The organism is Streptomyces sp. NPDC052299 (assembly GCF_040679335.1).
Taxonomy (GTDB): domain Bacteria; phylum Actinomycetota; class Actinomycetes; order Streptomycetales; family Streptomycetaceae; genus Streptomyces.
This window is the reverse complement of sequence record NZ_JBFAUP010000010.1, coordinates 73607-88267: the sequence shown is the minus strand read 5'-3', so window position 1 is coordinate 88267 and position 14661 is coordinate 73607. Positions and strand designations below refer to the sequence as shown.

General features: G+C 72.8%; 16 protein-coding genes. 12 read left to right on the top strand and 4 right to left on the bottom strand.

Features of this window, described 5'->3' with window-relative positions; genetic code table 11:
• The first annotated feature begins 25 nt into the window (after positions 1-25).
• The 9 genes from AB0L33_RS18800 (at position 26) to AB0L33_RS18760 (ending at position 8486) form a co-directional block, all read left to right on the top strand.
• Entirely contained in the window at positions 26-1408 is a 1383-nt protein-coding gene (locus tag AB0L33_RS18800) for a wax ester/triacylglycerol synthase family O-acyltransferase (RefSeq protein WP_365682721.1), read from the top strand.
• A 142-nt stretch (positions 1409-1550) separates the two neighbouring features.
• Positions 1551-2534, top strand: a complete 984-nt coding sequence (locus AB0L33_RS18795; RefSeq protein WP_365683049.1) for an aldo/keto reductase — start codon at positions 1551-1553, stop codon at positions 2532-2534.
• Position 2535: 1 nt separating this feature from the next.
• A complete protein-coding gene (locus AB0L33_RS18790) occupies positions 2536-2847 on the top strand; it encodes an L-rhamnose mutarotase (protein WP_365682719.1) in 312 nt (103 codons plus the stop codon).
• 1 nt (position 2848) lies between these two features.
• Complete coding sequence (locus tag AB0L33_RS18785; protein ID WP_365682718.1) at positions 2849-3706, top strand: amidohydrolase family protein; 858 nt, start codon at positions 2849-2851, stop codon at positions 3704-3706.
• Between the two features lie 33 nt (positions 3707-3739).
• The gene (locus tag AB0L33_RS18780; RefSeq protein ID WP_365682716.1) at positions 3740-4600 is read left to right on the top strand and encodes a DNA-formamidopyrimidine glycosylase family protein; all 861 of its coding nucleotides are present in this window, start codon (positions 3740-3742) and stop codon (positions 4598-4600) included.
• A gap of 38 nt (positions 4601-4638) precedes the next feature.
• Positions 4639-5394, top strand: coding sequence for a LytTR family DNA-binding domain-containing protein (locus AB0L33_RS18775; protein ID WP_365682714.1), 756 nt, complete (start codon positions 4639-4641; stop codon positions 5392-5394).
• A gap of 64 nt (positions 5395-5458) precedes the next feature.
• A complete protein-coding gene (locus tag AB0L33_RS18770; protein WP_073967248.1) occupies positions 5459-5821 on the top strand; it encodes a hypothetical protein in 363 nt (120 codons plus the stop codon).
• Positions 5818-7299 carry a cation acetate symporter gene (locus tag AB0L33_RS18765; RefSeq protein WP_365682711.1) on the top strand — a complete coding sequence of 494 codons (1482 nt, stop codon included), beginning with the start codon at positions 5818-5820 and terminating at the stop codon, positions 7297-7299. The genes AB0L33_RS18770 and AB0L33_RS18765 overlap by 4 nt, the downstream gene beginning before the upstream one ends.
• Positions 7296-8486 (top strand): histidine kinase, encoded by a 1191-nt coding sequence (locus AB0L33_RS18760; protein WP_365682709.1) that lies wholly within the window; start codon positions 7296-7298, stop codon positions 8484-8486. Before AB0L33_RS18765 ends, AB0L33_RS18760 begins: the two co-directional genes overlap by 4 nt.
• 30 nt (positions 8487-8516) lie before the next feature.
• On the opposite strand, the gene AB0L33_RS18755 is transcribed toward AB0L33_RS18760, so the two are convergent.
• The 3 genes from AB0L33_RS18755 to AB0L33_RS18745 form a co-directional block, all read right to left on the bottom strand.
• Entirely contained in the window at positions 8517-8999 is a 483-nt protein-coding gene (locus AB0L33_RS18755) for a hypothetical protein (protein ID WP_365682707.1), read from the bottom strand.
• Positions 9000-9130: 131 nt separating this feature from the next.
• Entirely contained in the window at positions 9131-9688 is a 558-nt protein-coding gene (locus tag AB0L33_RS18750; RefSeq protein WP_365682705.1) for a sigma-70 family RNA polymerase sigma factor, read from the bottom strand.
• A gap of 178 nt (positions 9689-9866) precedes the next feature.
• The gene (locus AB0L33_RS18745) at positions 9867-10955 is read right to left on the bottom strand and encodes an alpha/beta hydrolase-fold protein (RefSeq protein WP_365682703.1); all 1089 of its coding nucleotides are present in this window, start codon (positions 10953-10955) and stop codon (positions 9867-9869) included.
• A gap of 65 nt (positions 10956-11020) precedes the next feature.
• Between AB0L33_RS18745 and AB0L33_RS18740 the strand changes: the two genes are divergently transcribed.
• The gene (locus AB0L33_RS18740; RefSeq protein WP_365682701.1) at positions 11021-11593 is read left to right on the top strand and encodes a MarR family transcriptional regulator; all 573 of its coding nucleotides are present in this window, start codon (positions 11021-11023) and stop codon (positions 11591-11593) included.
• 50 nt (positions 11594-11643) lie between these two features.
• On the opposite strand, the gene AB0L33_RS18735 is transcribed toward AB0L33_RS18740, so the two are convergent.
• A complete protein-coding gene (locus AB0L33_RS18735) occupies positions 11644-12597 on the bottom strand; it encodes an SDR family oxidoreductase (protein ID WP_365682699.1) in 954 nt (317 codons plus the stop codon).
• Between the two features lie 155 nt (positions 12598-12752).
• On the opposite strand from AB0L33_RS18735, the gene AB0L33_RS18730 reads away from it, so the two are divergent.
• Both AB0L33_RS18730 and AB0L33_RS18725 read left to right on the top strand, forming a co-directional pair.
• Positions 12753-13934, top strand: a complete 1182-nt coding sequence (locus AB0L33_RS18730) for a histidine kinase (RefSeq protein ID WP_365682697.1) — start codon at positions 12753-12755, stop codon at positions 13932-13934.
• Complete coding sequence (locus AB0L33_RS18725; protein WP_365682695.1) at positions 13931-14641, top strand: response regulator transcription factor; 711 nt, start codon at positions 13931-13933, stop codon at positions 14639-14641. The genes AB0L33_RS18730 and AB0L33_RS18725 overlap by 4 nt, the downstream gene beginning before the upstream one ends.
• Positions 14642-14661: the final 20 nt, after the last annotated feature.

Below are 14661 nucleotides of genomic sequence, written 5' to 3'. Positions count from 1 at the left end.
CGTCTTCGACGACATTGAGGACCCGTTGGGCACTGAGCTACTGGCACCCCTCGATCTCGCCTTCTGGCACCTCGAGTCCGATGCCCACCCCATGCACCTCGGCGCGCTCGCCGTCTTCGCGCCGCCCCCCGGCGCCGCCCCCGGCCCCGACGCGCTCCTCGGCCTCCTCGGCGCCCGCGCCGCCGCGATTCCCCGGCTGCGCATGCGGGTGCGCGACGTGCTGCTCCCCGTGGGCGGCGCGGCCTGGTCCGCCGATCCCGAGTTCGACGTGCACCGGCACGTCCGGCGCGTCCGGCTGCCCGCCGATGAGGCCGCGCCGGGCGGTGCGGGCTTCATGGCGGCGGCGACCCGGCTCGCCGGAGAGCTGATGGAGCGGCCGCTCCGACGGGGCCTGCCGCCCTGGGAGATGTACCTCATCGACGGACCGGACGGCGGCCCGTTCGCGGTGCTGGTCAAGCTCCATCACGCGCTCGCCGACGGGATGCGCGCCGTCGCCATCGGGGCCGGCATCTTCGACCAGATCGCCTCCGTGACCGCCCGTCCCCGTCCCCCGGCCCGGCCGCGTCCGGTCCCGCCCCGGTCCTGGATGCCGGGCCCGCGCCAGGTGGCCGGTTTGGCGCTCGGCCGGATCGAGGACCTGGGCCGCGCCTTCGGGGTCGGGGCCTCGCTGGTCCGGGCCGGCCGCCTCGATCCGCGCGGCGCGCCTGTGCTCCGGGCCGGCTCCAGCGGGACCCGGCGGCTGGCCACGGCGGACCTCGACCTCGACGCCGTGCGACGCGTCCGCCGCGTGACCGGGGGCACCGGCAACGATGTGCTGCTCGCCGTCGTGGCGGGTGCGCTGCGGCGCTGGATGCTGGAGCGCGGCGAGACCCCGCCGCGCGACGACCCGCGCGCCCTGGTCCCGGTCTCCCGCCGTCGGCCGGGCGGCGCGGCCGTGGCCACCGGCAACCGGCTCTCCGCCTACCTCCTGGACCTCCCCGTCTCGGAGCCGGACCCCCGGGAGCGCCTGCGGGCGGTACGCGAAGCGATGGACCGGAACAAGGCGGCGGGCCCGCTGCGGGGGGCCGGAGCGGTCGCCGTGCTGGCCGATCAGCTGCCGTCGCTGGCCCACCGTTTCGGCGCGCCGCTCGCCGGGAACGCGGCCCGGATGCTCTTCGACCTCCTGGTCACCAGCGTGCCCCTGCCGCGCTCGCGCCTCTCGTTGGCCGGCTGCCCGCTGAGCGCCCTGTACCCGATGGCGCCGCTCGCCCGGGGGCAGTCGATGGCCGTCGCGCTGACGACGTACGGCTCGCGCGTCCACATCGGAATCGTGGGCGACGGCAAGGCGCTGCCCGGCCTGGACGGCCTCGCGCGGTGCGTCGACGCGGAACTGGAAGCGCTCCTGGCGGAGGTGACCCGGCAGGGGTGATCGAGCAGGGGTGATCAAGGCATAGATCGGACAGATCGATGCCTGTGCGCTGTAAGTGGCGGCTGCAGCCGTGTTGACGCGCCCAAGTGATCCGATGAATATTCGCTGTGTGGCAGCGATCACCGGGGAGGGCGACGACAGGATGCGGCGCGGCAGGCTGGGCGGCAGCACGGTCGAGATCACCGAACTCTCCTTCGGCGCGGCCGCCATCGGCAACCTCTTCAGCGAAGTGGAACCGGAACGGGCAGCGGCCACCGTCGACGCCGCCTGGGACGCGGGCATCCGCTACTTCGACACCGCGCCGCACTACGGACTCGGCCTCTCCGAACGCCGCCTCGGGGAGGCCCTGCGCCACCGCCCCCGTGACGCGTACACGCTCTCCACCAAGGTCGGCCGCGTCCTCGACCCGCTGCCCCCGGAGCGGACCGCCGCGTCCGACGGGCTCTCCGAGGGCTTCGCGGTACGCGCCACGCACCGCCGCCGCTGGGACTTCAGCGCGGCCGGAGTCCGCCGCAGCATCGAGGACAGCCTCGGCCGCCTGGGCCTCGACCGCATCGACATCGCCTACCTCCACGACCCCGACGACCACGCCGAGCCCGCCTTCCGCGAGGCGTATCCGGAACTGGAGAGGCTCCGTGCCGAAGGGATCGTCGGAGCGATCGGCGCGGGCATGAACCAGACCGCGATGCTCACCCGCTTCGTCCGCGACACCGACGTCGACGTCGTCCTGTGCGCCGGCCGCTTCACCCTCCTCGACCAGTCGGCCCTCACCGAGCTGCTGCCGGCCGCCGCCGCGCGCGGCCGGAGCGTCGTCGTCGGCGGGGTCTTCAACTCCGGCCTCCTCGCCGACCCGCGCCCCGGCGCCACCTACGACTACACCACCGCCCCGATCGGTCTGCTCGACCGCGCCCTCCGGCTGAGGGGCGTCACCGAGGCCCACGGAGTCCCCCTCCGCGCCGCCGCCCTGCACTACCCGCTCACCCACCCCGCCGTCGCCGGAGTGCTCGTCGGCACCCGCTCCCCGTACGAGGTGCGCGACGCCGCCGCGCAACTCGACCGGGAGATCCCCGGCGCGCTCTGGGACGACCTGCGCGAACAGGGCCTGCTGCCCGGGAACGGACACTGACATGCGCATCGCCCTGCACACCAAGGTCCGCGCCGACCGCATCGCCGAGTACGAGGCCGCGCACCGCGAGGTCCCGCCGGAGCTGACCCGGGCGATCCGGGCGGCCGGCGCCGGCTCCTGGACGATCTGGCGCAGCGGCACCGACCTCTTCCACCTCATCGAGTGCGACGACTACCCGCGCCTCCTCGCCGAGCTGGAGCAACTGCCCGTCAACGTAGCCTGGCAGGCCCGGATGGGCGGTCTCCTCGACATCGCCCACGACTACTCGGCCGACGGCGCCGAAGCCGGGCTCCCCGTCGTCTGGGAGCTGTGAGATGACCGCCGCGTCCCGTGTCGTGGACGCCCACCACCACGTGTGGGACCTCGCGGTCCGCGACCAGGACTGGATCACCGGGGAGGCGCTGGCCCCCCTGCGCCGCGACTTCACCCTGGCCGACCTGGAGCCCGAGGCCCACGCGGCCGGGGTGAGCGCCACCGTCCTCGTCCAGACCGTCACCGTGGCCGAGGAGACGCCCGAGTTCCTGGCGCTCGCCGACCGCCGCGAGCTGGTCGCCGGAGTCGTCGGCTGGACCGACCTCACCGCGCCGGACATCGCCGACACCCTGGCCGCCCTGCGCGAACTCCCCGGGGGCGACCGCCTCGTCGGGCTGCGCCACCAGGTCCAGGGCGAACCGGACCCCGAGTGGCTGCTGCGACCCGACGTGCTGCGCGGTCTGGCCGCCGTGGCCGACGCCGGGCTCGTCTACGACCTGGTGGTCCTCCCGCACCAGCTGCCCGCCGCGACCCGGGCCGCCGCGGCGCTCCCGGAGCTCGTCCTCGTACTCGACCATGCGGGGAAGCCGCCCGTCGCCACCGGGCGCACCCGGCCCTGGGCCGACGACCTGCGTGCGTTCGCCGCCCTCCCCAACACCGTCTGCAAGCTCTCCGGACTCGTCACCGAAGCGGACTGGCGCACGTGGACCACGGACGGCCTGCGCCCGTACGCGGAGACCGTCATCGACGCCTTCGGGCCCGGGCGGCTCATGTTCGGCTCGGACTGGCCGGTGTGCCGCCTCGCCGCCACGTACACCGAGGTCCTGGACACCGCCCGCGCTCTGATCCAGGACCTGAGCGACGACGAGCGGGCCGCCGTGCTCGCCGCCACCGCCGAACGCGTCTACGGCCTCCGATAGGCGTCCCGGGCGCGGCTGCGGCAGGCTGGGAGCATGCCCGAACTGCCGGAAGTCGAAGCCCTGCGGCTCTTCCTGGACGACCACCTCGTCGGCAAGGAGATCGACCGCGTCCTGCCGCTCGCGATCAGCGTCCTCAAGACGTACGACCCGCCGCTCACCGCCCTGCACGGCGGCACGGTCACCGACGTGCGGCGGCACGGCAAGTTCCTCGACATCGGCGTCGGCCCGCTCCACCTGGTCACCCACCTCGCCCGGGCCGGCTGGCTCCGCTGGAACGACGCCTTTCCCGCTGCCCCGCCGCGCCCCGGCAAGGGCCCGCTGGCGCTGCGCACCGTCCTCACCGGCGGCGACGGCTTCGACCTGACCGAGGCCGGCACCACCAAACGCCTCGCCGTCCACCTCGTGCACGACCCGGCCGAGGTTCCCGGGATCGCCCGCCTCGGACCCGACCCGCTCGGCCCGGAATTCGACCGGGACGCCTTCGCCTCACTGCTCGACGGGGAACGCCGCCAGATCAAGGGCGCCCTGCGCGACCAGTCCCTCATCGCCGGCATCGGCAACGCGTACAGCGACGAGATCCTGCACGTCGCCAGGATGTCGCCGTTCAAGCTCACCGCGAACCTCACCGACGACGAGATCACCCGGCTCCACGACGCCACGCGCTCCACGCTGGAAGAGGCGGTGGCCCGGTCCGGCGGCGTCGAGGCGGGCCGGCTGAAGGCCGAGAAGAAGAGCGCGATGCGCGTCCACGGACGTACCGGCCTGCCGTGCCCGGTCTGCGGGGACACCATCCGCGAGGTCTCCTTCAGCGACTCCTCCCTCCAGTACTGCCCGACCTGCCAGACCGGCGGCAAACCCCTCGCGGACCGCCGCCTGTCCCGGCTGCTCAAGTAGGGGCGCGATGCGCGGGGCACGCCCTACACTCCGGCCTCATGCTCCGCGTACTCGCCGTCGACGACGAAGAACCCGCCCTGGAGGAACTGCTCTACCTCCTGCGCGCCGACCCCCGCATCCGCAGCGCGGAAGGGGCCACCGGGGCCACCGAGGCCCTGCGCCGCATCGGGAGCGCCGTCGACGCGGGGCCCGACGACCCGTCAGCCATCGACGTGGTCTTCCTCGACATCCACATGGCCGGTCTCACCGGGCTCGACGTCGCCCAGCTCCTCGCCGGGTTCGCCGCGCCGCCGCTCATCGTCTTCGTCACCGCCCACGAGGGCTTCGCCGTGCACGCCTTTGACCTCAAGGCCGTCGACTACGTCCTCAAACCGGTCCGCCGCGAACGCCTCGCCGAGGCCGTACGGCGCGTCGCCGAGCAGGTCCAGGACCGTTCCGCCCCCGTCGTCCACGACACCGCGCAGGACCAGATAGCCGTCGAACTGGGCGGCGTCATCCGCTTCATACCGATCGGCGACATCACCTATGCCGAGGCCCAGGGCGACTACGCCCGGCTGCACACTGCCCACGGCAGCCACCTCGTCCGCGTCCCCCTCACCACCCTGGAGGAGCGCTGGCGCACCCGCGGCTTCGTCCGCATCCACCGCCGCCACCTCGTGGCACTCGGCCGGATCGACGAACTGCGCCTGGACGCCGGCAGCATGAGCGTCCGCATCGGCACCGCGGAACTCGCCGTCAGCCGCCGCCACACCCGCGCGCTGCGCGATCTGCTGATGCGGCGGACCGGCCGCTGACCAGCGGCTACCGGCCCGTGAACCCCTTCCCAGCAGGGCCGGGTGCCGCCTACACTCCGGCCCCATGTCCGCAGAGCCCACACCCCGGCGCGAAGTGGTGACGGGGGAGCCCCGGCGGGTGCGCCCGCTGCCGCGCTACCGCACCCAGTCGGAGATCGACGAGCAGACCGCGCTCGGCGGCGCCTACGTCCGCTCGCTGATGCGGGGGCAGCTGCGGGCCGGGCTCACCGCCTTCGCCGTCCTCGCCGCCGTCGTGGGCACCCTGCCCCTCGTCTTCGAGGCCCTGCACAGCTCCGCCGTCGTCTGGGCGGTCCTCGGCTTCGCCGCCTACCCGCCGCTCACCGTGCTCGCCTGGTGGTACGTGCGCCGCGCCGAGCGCAACGAGAGCGACTTCGCCCGGCTCGTGGAAGGCCGCTCCGCCCCGTGAGCCGCACGTACGCGGTGGCGGCCGTCGCCGTCGTCGTCCTGGCCACCGTCCTCGTCGGCGGCTTCGGGCTGCGGATCTCCCGCACCACCTCCGACTTCTACGTGGCTTCGCGCACCGTGCGCCCCCGGCTCAACGCCGCCGCCATCAGCGGCGAATACCTCTCCGCCGCCTCCTTCCTCGGCATCGCGGGCCTGGTCCTCGTGCACGGACCCGACATGCTCTGGTACCCGGTCGGCTACACCGCCGGCTATCTGGTCCTGCTGGTCTTCGTCGCCGCGCCGCTCCGCCGCTCGGGGGCGTACACCCTGCCCGACTTCGCCGAAGGGCGCCTGGAATCCCGGCAGGTACGCCGACTCGTCAGCGTCCTCGTCGTCGGCGCCGGCTGGCTCTATCTGGTGCCCCAGCTCCAGGGCGCGGGACTCACGCTCAAGATCCTCACCGGCGCGCCCGGCTGGCTCGGCGACGTGCTCGTCGCCTCCGTCGTGGTGCTCGCCGTCGCGGCCGGCGGGATGCGTTCGATCACCTTCGTCCAGGTCTTCCAGTACTGGCTGAAGCTCACCGCGCTCCTCGTCCCCGCGATCTTCCTGGTGCTGGCCTGGCAGGGCGACGGACAACCCCGCATCACCTTCGACGAACACCTCTCCGCGTTCCGCGCCGACCACCCGCTGTACGCGACCTACGGCCTCATCGTTGCCACCTTCCTCGGCACCATGGGCCTGCCGCACGTCGTCGTCCGCTTCTACACCAGCCCCAACGGCCGCGACGCCCGCCGCACCACCGTCGCCGTCCTCGCCCTCATCGGCGTCTTCTACCTCCTGCCGCCCGTCTACGGCGCGCTGGGCCGCCTGTACGCCCCCGAGCTGATCCACGGCGGGGACGCGGACGCCGCCGTGCTCCTGCTGCCCGGCCGCGTCATCGGCGGCCTCGGCGGCGACCTGCTCGGGGCGCTCGTCGCGGGCGGCGCGTTCGCCGCGTTCCTCTCCACCGCGTCCGGGCTCACCATGGCCGTCGCCGGGGTCATCACCCAGGACGTGCTGCCCTCGCGCGGGGTGCGGCACTTCCGGCTGGCCACCGTCCTCGCCATCTCCGTGCCCCTGGGCGGCTCGCTGATGGTCAGCCGGGTCCCCGTCGCCGACTCCGTGGGCATGGCCTTCGCCGTCTCCGCCTCCTCCTTCTGCCCACTGCTCGTCCTCGGCATCTGGTGGCGGCGGCTCACCCCGCCCGGGGCGGTGGCCGGACTCCTGCTCGGCGGCGGCTCCGCGCTGCTCTCCGTCGCCATCACGGTCAGCGGCGCGGTGCGCCCGCCCGGATGGCCGCACGCCCTGCTCGCCTGGCCCGCCGTCTGGTCCGTCCCCGTCGGCTTCCTCGCCATGATCCTGGTCTCGCTCGCCACGCCCAGCCGGATACCGCCCGGCACCAACGCCGCCATGACCCGCTTCCACCTGCCCGAAGCGCTCACCACCGGGAGGCACCGGTGACCGGGGCCGGATACGCCGCCGTCGTCGTGCTCGCCCTCCTGCTCTTCGCCGGGGGCCTCCTGCTCGGCCGCCGCACCGCTCGGCCCCTGCGCACCAGCGACGTCGGCACGCCCGTCGAGCACGCCACCTTCGAGACCCTGCACACCGCGTCCCTTGCCGCGCCCCCGCTCCGCGCCGGGCTCACCGAGGACAGCGCCCGCCGGTCGGCGCGCCGGCTGCGTTCCCTGCTGGGCACCGACGCGCTGTGCCTCACCGACCGCGACGGAATCCTCGTCTGGGACGGCGAGGGCGACCACCACGGCCGGGACGTCATGGAGCAGGTCGCGGGCGTCCTGGAGACCGGCCGCGACACCGCCTTCCGCAGCGACTGCGACGACCTGGACTGCCCGCTGAGGTGGGCCGTCGCCGTGCCCCTCACCGTCGACCACCGGGTCCTCGGCACCCTCGTCGCCTACGCCCCGCGCGAATCGGCCGTCCTGGCCCGCGCGGCGGGCGAGGTCGCCCGCTGGGTCTGCGTCCAGCTGGAACTGGCCGAACTCGACCGCTCCCGGACCCAGCTCATCGAGGCCGAGATCAGGGCACTGCGCGCTCAGATCTCCCCGCACTTCATCTTCAACTCACTGGCCGCCATCGCGTCCTTCGTCCGCACCGACCCGGAACAGGCCCGGGAACTCCTCCTGGAGTTCGCGGACTTCACCCGCTACTCGTTCCGCAGCCACGGCGACTTCACGACCCTCGCGGACGAGCTGCACTCCATCGACCAGTACCTCGCCCTGGTCCGGGCCCGCTTCGGCGAACGGCTCTCCGTCACCCTCCAGGTCGCCCCCGAGGTCCTGCCCGTCGCCCTGCCCTTCCTCTGCCTCCAGCCGCTCGTGGAGAACGCCGTCAAACACGGCCTCGAAGGCGCCGTCACCTCGAGCCGCATCACCATCAGCGCCCTGGACGCCGGCTCCGAGGCCGAGGTGGTCATCGAGGACGACGGCACCGGCATGGACCCCCAGCGGCTGCGCCACATCCTGCGCGGCGAGGGCGGCAGATCGACCGGCATCGGCCTGCTCAACGTGGACGAACGGCTCCGCCAGGTGTACGGGGACGACTACGGGCTCGTCATCGAGACGGGCATCGGGGCCGGGATGCGGATCACCGTACGGCTGCCGAAGTACCGCGCCGGGGTGCACGGGTCCTGAGCGGCGCGGGGGCTCCTCGTGCAGGCGCCTCTAGTAAAGGTGCACAGCGAGGTGTCCCAGCGGCAGGCCCAGCTGCCAGGCCGGGGTCCACACCTGTGCCTCCTCCTCCGGCTCCCAGGGCGGCAGCGGGCCGACGGCCTCCAGGTCGGCGGCCAGCAGCTCGGTCTCCTCCAGCCACCGCCAGGCCGACCGGGCCAGTGCCAGGTCCGCCTCGGTGCCGCCCGCCACCGGGGCGGCCAGCCGGGTGCGCACCCAGTGGTGCCACGGCGTCCCGGACGCGGTGAGCAGCCGCAGCTCGTCCACCCGCGCCGCCGGCAGCGTCCCGGCCACCGCACCGTCCAGCAGGAAGATGGTCAGCGCCAGCGCGTCCCGACCCGCCCGGAACTCCAGCGTCGCCGGCTCCATCAGGTCGCCGGTGCGCAGCAGTTCGTCCGCCAGGTACTCCGCGTACATCCAGGCCATCGGGACCGGCAGCTCGCCCGCGCCGGACCCCTCATGACGTTCCGGAGGCATCACGTATCGCCCCATTCCCTCGATCTCGGGGCCGTACGGCCGGCGGGGCCCGGCCGATCGCCCACGCAGCATTGAACCGGGGGAGCGCGTCCCGCGTGGCCGGAAAGGCAGGATCCGCCGCACTGGATGCGTCACATGTACGAGGCGCCGACGACCGTCCGTTCCCGGGAGGGGCGGCGCGTGTAGCCGGGGAGATTGCGGGAGAGCAGCCGGAGCGCGTAGTGCGAACGCGACTTGACCGTGCCCGCCGGTATCCCGAGGACCTCGGCCGTCTCGCCCACGCTCAGTCCGCGGAAGTAGATCTGCACCAGGACCGACCGGTGCTCCGGGCTCAGGGCACGCACCGCCTCGCGCACGTCGAGCGCCGCCACCGCGGACTCCGCCGTGTCGGCCCCGGCGGGCGCGCACTCCAGGCCGGCGTCGCTGACCTCGGCCGGCCGGGCCAGCCGGGAGCGCCGGGCGTCGATCGCCAGCCGGCGGGCCACGGTGAACAGCCAGGGCCGCATCGACTCGTAGGGTCCGTCGAACGCCTCCGGGTGCTGCCAGGCCCGCACCAGGGTCTCCTGGAGCAGGTCCTCGGCCCGCTGCCGGTCACCGAAGGTCAGGCCGAGCAGGAAGTGGAACAGGGCGGGGCCGTGTTCACGCTGGAGCTCCGCGAGCGCCCGCTCATCGGTCTTCGTCGTGGTCATGGTGAACGCCCTTCCCGCCAAGGTCCGCCTCGCTGCCGACCTGGCGTATACGAGCGCATTCAGGCCACGAGGAACAGGACAAAAGCCGCCCCGTGCGACGAGCGGTCGCTCGGAGCGGCGAATGGTGCGGTGAACGGTCGGGCGGCGCCCCGGACAGGCCGAGGGCGGAACCCGGAGGCTACGCGCCGAGCCGGCCCTCCTCGACGACAGGTGAACGCGGCGCATCCAGCCCCGCCGCACCGGGCCTGTCGGACATGCGGTGTGCCAGCCAGACGAGCGCGGGTGGCATCCGGTACTCCACGGCGTGGTGGCCTCCCTCGAAGAGCTCGAAGCGCACGACGCCGTCGTCGACTCCGGCCTCGGCGAGCGCGTCACGGAAGGCCAGTGCCCCGAGGTCCAGGAACCACTCGTCGCGGGTGCCCGCGTCGATCCAGATGCCCCGCTGGGAACGGAGGGCGTCCGCGTGGGCGGTGGTCATCCGGACGGGGTCCCAGTCCAGCCACCGTTGCCATTCGGCTTCGCGCAGGGCCCCGGTGCGGGGATCGAACGGAAGGGCCGGTGTTCCGTCGGGGCCAGGGGAGAAGCAGGCCGAGACGCCGAGGATCTCCAGGAGGTTCAGGTCCTCTTCCTTGGTGAAGGCGACCCGCGAGCGGAAGTCGTCCCACCAGCGGAAGATGTCGCCCCCGTAGGGCCGCAACTGGCGGGCGGCGGTCAGGAAGTGCGGCTGGTACTGCGCCTCGGACAGCGAGTCGCCCGAGTGGGTGGCGAAGGCGCCGAAGAGATCCGGGCGGAGCATGGAGGAGACCACCGCACCGAATCCGCCGCTGGACTTGCCGGCGACGGCTCGGTGCTCGCGCACCGGGAGGGTCCGGTAGCGGGCGTCGACGTAGGGCACGATCTCCTCGCACAGGTAGGAGTGGTAGCGCCCCGTGCCGGGCGAGTCGATGAACTGGCTGCCGCCGTACGAGGTCCACGCGTCCACGAAGACGAGCAGCGTTCCGGGCGCTTCCCCCCGGGCGAAGATCTCGTCGGCGAGTTCGGGGACCGGCTTCCGGAAGGCGGTGCGATTGCGCCAGACCGGGAGCGTTCCCGCGTATCCCAGGAGCAGATAGGTGACGGGGTAGCGGCGGCCGGGCGCGTCCTCGTAGCCGGGCGGAGTGTAGACCCACAGCGGCCGTCGTGTCGGATCGCCGAGGGGGTTGCCACGGAGGAGCGCGCTGTCGATGACGTGCTCATCGAGGCGGCCCGCGAGCGTGAAGGAAGACATGACCGAGAAGGTACTACGATTTCAAAATATCTCAATCGAGAATATCTGCGGGGTAGGATGACGACGTGACATCACGGCACCCGGACACGGGAACAGCGCAGCGACACGACTCGGTCGACCGGCACGTCGCCCGCTGGGCGCAGGAGGTGCCCGGTCTGGTCCCGGAGTTGGAGGGTGCCGTCACCCGCATGCAGATGCTCGTGCGGTATCTGCAGCAGCGGAAGGAGGCCGCCCTGACACGCCATGGCCTGAGGCTGTGGGAGTACGAGATCCTGTGGCGTCTGCGCGCGGCGGGAGACCCCTACCGCATGACACCTACACATCTCGCTCAGGGCCTCGGTGTCCATCCCGCGACCCTCACCAATCGCCTCGACCGCATGCAGTCTGCCGCCCTGATCGCTCGGGAACACGCGGCCGAGGACCGCCGCAGTCTTCTCGTGGGCCTGACCCCGCAGGGCGCCGCGACGTGGGCAGCGGTGATCGACGACCAGCGGAAGGCCGAAGCCGCGCTGCTCGCTCCCCTGGCCGCAGAGGAGCTCCGCGACTTGGCGGCTCTCCTGCGGGTCGTGTCCCTGGCGGTCGAGGAGGACGGCCCGCCCCTCATGCCGCATGCCGGGCCACCGATCGCTTCGGACTGAGCCGAGCCGTCCCACAGCCGCCGACGAACCAGAGTTACCGCCGTCCGGCCTCAGCCGTGGCTCGGCTGGACCATCTTCCGGCCGGCGGTGCTTCCGCCGTCCACGGCGACGGAAGCGCCCGTCATGTAGGGAAAGTCGTCGGACGCGAGGCCGAGCACCGCGCTTGCGATCTCATCGGCCTCGGCCATCCGCTCCAGGCCGTCGATGTTGAGCGGGCCGAACGCCTTCTTGTACGCCGCCCAGTCATCGTCCGGAATTCCGGGCGGACGAACGAAGGGGGTGTCGGTGGTGCCCGGCAGCAGAGCGTTGACCCTGATGCCCTGGGTCCCGTATGCGAGCGCCGCGGCTTTGACGATGCCCTGCACCGCCCGCTTGCTCGCGGTGTACGCGGCACCGTTCGGCCGGGCCTGATCGGCTGCGGATGAGGAGGTGCATACGATGACCCCATGGCCGGCCTCCAGCATGTACGGGACCTCGTACTTGATGGAAAGGAAGACACCCCGGGCGTTGGTGGCCTGGACGTCGTCCCACTCCTCGACCGTCAGCTCGTGCGGCAGTTTGCCGCTGCCGATGCCCGCGTTGTTGAAGGCCACATCGATGCCGCCGTACCGGCCGGCGACCTGGTCCACGAAACGTCGGACCTGATCGGCCACCCGCACATCCGCCTGAATGTACGTGGCCTCGCCGCCCGCGTTCCGGATCTCCCGTTCCACCCGGCGCCCCCATTCGGCCCGCCTGCCGCAGAACCCGACACGTGCCCCGGCCGCCGCGAAGGCGTGGGCTGTCGCCCTGCCGATGCCCGAGGTGCCGCCCGTGATGAGCACCGACTTCCCCTGGAAGCGCCCGCTCTTCGCGTGCGCACCCGTCTGCGCGGCGCTCGCCGCGTGGGTTCCCGCACCCAGGGCCGCGCCCGCCAGACCGAGGGCGACGGCGCCACTGAGCAGCGACCGACGCTCCACGGAACCGTTCTTCACGTAGTCCGACGCATTGGTGTGTGTATCCATGGCGACCACGCTCGCAGCCCGGCCGCGTCTCCGGTTCCACCCGCGGGCCGGTCCTTGCGGCCAGGAGAACGAGGCGCCCTCCTCCCGTGGCAGGACACGGACCACACCGGCCTCCTCCTATCGTGGAGCCTGTGAGTCGATCAGGGATTGAGCGCGTGTTCGATCAGAGGTTCGCCGCGGTGAGGGCCGGGGTGCTCGCCGGACTGCTCGTCGGCGATCTCCTGCTGTTGCACCAGCCCTCAGGACCAAAGGACTTGGGTCTCGCTGCCGCCGGGCTCGCCCTGTGCGCGGTCGCGATCCGGGAGGCCCTGAGCGCGCTGCTCACGCTGTCCTGCCTGCTCGTCGCCGCACACGCGCTCGGCTCGGACATCGTTCCCGCACTGAAGGTGCTGACAGCCGTCATCCTCTTCGAACTGGCCGCGCGGGAGCGTGGACGCCGACCGCTGACCGGTGCCCTCGCCCTGGCGCTCGCCGTCGCCGCCAACCGCCTCGCCGATCTTCCCGTTGAACTTCCCTCAGTGCTCTACAAGATGGGCATCGTGGCGGGCCTGCCGCTGCTCATGGGCTCGTACGTACGGGTCACCCGCGACGCGGCCCGCACGGCCCGCGCCCACGCGGAGCAGGAGAAGGCGCGTGCCGGACAACGGCTCACGGCTGCCCGCGCCGCGGAACGCACGGCCATCGCGCGCGAGTTGCATGACCTGGTGGCCCATCACGTGTCGTCGATGGTGCTGCGCGTCGGCATTGCCCGGCACGTCATCCCGGACACAGCCGATGAGCGCGTCACCGAGGTCTTCGACGACCTGCACTCCAGCGGCAGCGAGGCACTGGCGGATCTGCGCCGCCTGGTCGCCTTCCTGCGCGACCCGGACACCATCGCGGCAGCCGGACCGGCCACGGCCTTGATCACGCCGGGCTCACTCCCGGCCGCGCTGGACGTGGTGCTGGAGAGCAACCGGCGCGCCGGTCTGGGTGTCACCGCGGTCATCGATCCCGCCCTGGCGCGCCTCGACGCGGTGCGCAGCCTGGCCGTGCTCCGTCTGGCCCAGGAAGGCCTGGCCAATACGGCCAAGCACGCCGGCTCCGGCACAAGGGCCGACCTGACCATAAGGGTGACCGACGACGGCGCGGTGCGCCTGACGCTCCAGGACGACGGTGCGGCTCGTCCGGCGCACCCGGCCCCGGGCCCATCGGGGCATGGCCTGATCGGATTGCGCGAGCGCGTGGACCTGTGCGGCGGCCACTTCGAGGCGGGCCCGACATCCTGTGGCTGGCGTCTGACGGCCGAGCTTCCGGCCCCGCTCGCCGGACAACGAATCCCGGAGGGGGCACGGTGATACGCGTCCTCGTGGCCGATGATCAGCACCTCGTCCGGATGGGCCTGCGCATGCTCTTCGAGCAGGTCCCGGACATCGAGGTCCTAGACGAGGCGGAGAACGGCGCAGAGGCGGTGCGGCTGGCCGAGCGACTCCTTCCGGACGTCGTCCTCATGGACCTGCGGATGCCCGTGATGGACGGCGTCACCGCCACCCGCCGCATCATGGCCGCATGCCCCGCCGCCCGCGTCGTCGCGCTCACCACCTTCGACGACGACGAGCACCTCTACCCGGCGCTCACGGCCGGAGCTCGCGGCTTCCTCGTCAAGGACACCCCGCCGGGCGAGTTGGTCGACGCCGTACGCCGGGCCGCGCACGGCGAGGCCCCGTTCAGCCGTGACGCCCTCGACCGGTTGGTCGGTCAAGCCGTCGATGCCCGTACCGGGGCGTCTTCCGGCATCCGCGCCGAGGAACCGCTCACGCCTGCCATCACCCCGCGCGAGCGGGAGGTGCTCGGCATGATCGGCAACGGCCTGTCCAACAAGGAGATCGCCGACCGTCTGCACGTGGGAGTCACCACCGTCAAGACACATGTGGCGAACCTGATGGCGAAGACGGGCCGGGACAACCGTGTTCGCCTCGCCGTCCACGCCGTCGCCACGGGCACAGCCGAGGGCCGGCCGCCGTCGGCAACGCTCCAGGGCCGGGCGTCAAAAGATCATGCTTAGTGGATCATGGTCGGTGCCCG

Excerpts from the sequence above, each read along its gene's own strand:
- AB0L33_RS18795 (WP_365683049.1), top strand. The coding sequence starts at position 1,551 with ATGCGGCGCGGCAGGCTGGGCGGCAGCACGGTCGAGATCACCGAACTC.
- AB0L33_RS18790 (WP_365682719.1), top strand. The coding sequence starts at position 2,536 with ATGCGCATCGCCCTGCACACCAAGGTCCGCGCCGACCGCATCGCCGAG.
- AB0L33_RS18785 (WP_365682718.1), top strand. The coding sequence starts at position 2,849 with ATGACCGCCGCGTCCCGTGTCGTGGACGCCCACCACCACGTGTGGGAC.
- AB0L33_RS18780 (WP_365682716.1), top strand. The coding sequence starts at position 3,740 with ATGCCCGAACTGCCGGAAGTCGAAGCCCTGCGGCTCTTCCTGGACGAC.
- AB0L33_RS18775 (WP_365682714.1), top strand. The coding sequence starts at position 4,639 with ATGCTCCGCGTACTCGCCGTCGACGACGAAGAACCCGCCCTGGAGGAA.
- AB0L33_RS18770 (WP_073967248.1), top strand. The coding sequence starts at position 5,459 with ATGTCCGCAGAGCCCACACCCCGGCGCGAAGTGGTGACGGGGGAGCCC.
- AB0L33_RS18755 (WP_365682707.1), bottom strand. The coding sequence starts at position 8,999 with ATGCCTCCGGAACGTCATGAGGGGTCCGGCGCGGGCGAGCTGCCGGTC.
- AB0L33_RS18750 (WP_365682705.1), bottom strand. The coding sequence starts at position 9,688 with ATGACCACGACGAAGACCGATGAGCGGGCGCTCGCGGAGCTCCAGCGT.
- AB0L33_RS18745 (WP_365682703.1), bottom strand. The coding sequence starts at position 10,955 with ATGTCTTCCTTCACGCTCGCGGGCCGCCTCGATGAGCACGTCATCGAC.
- AB0L33_RS18735 (WP_365682699.1), bottom strand. The coding sequence starts at position 12,597 with ATGGATACACACACCAATGCGTCGGACTACGTGAAGAACGGTTCCGTG.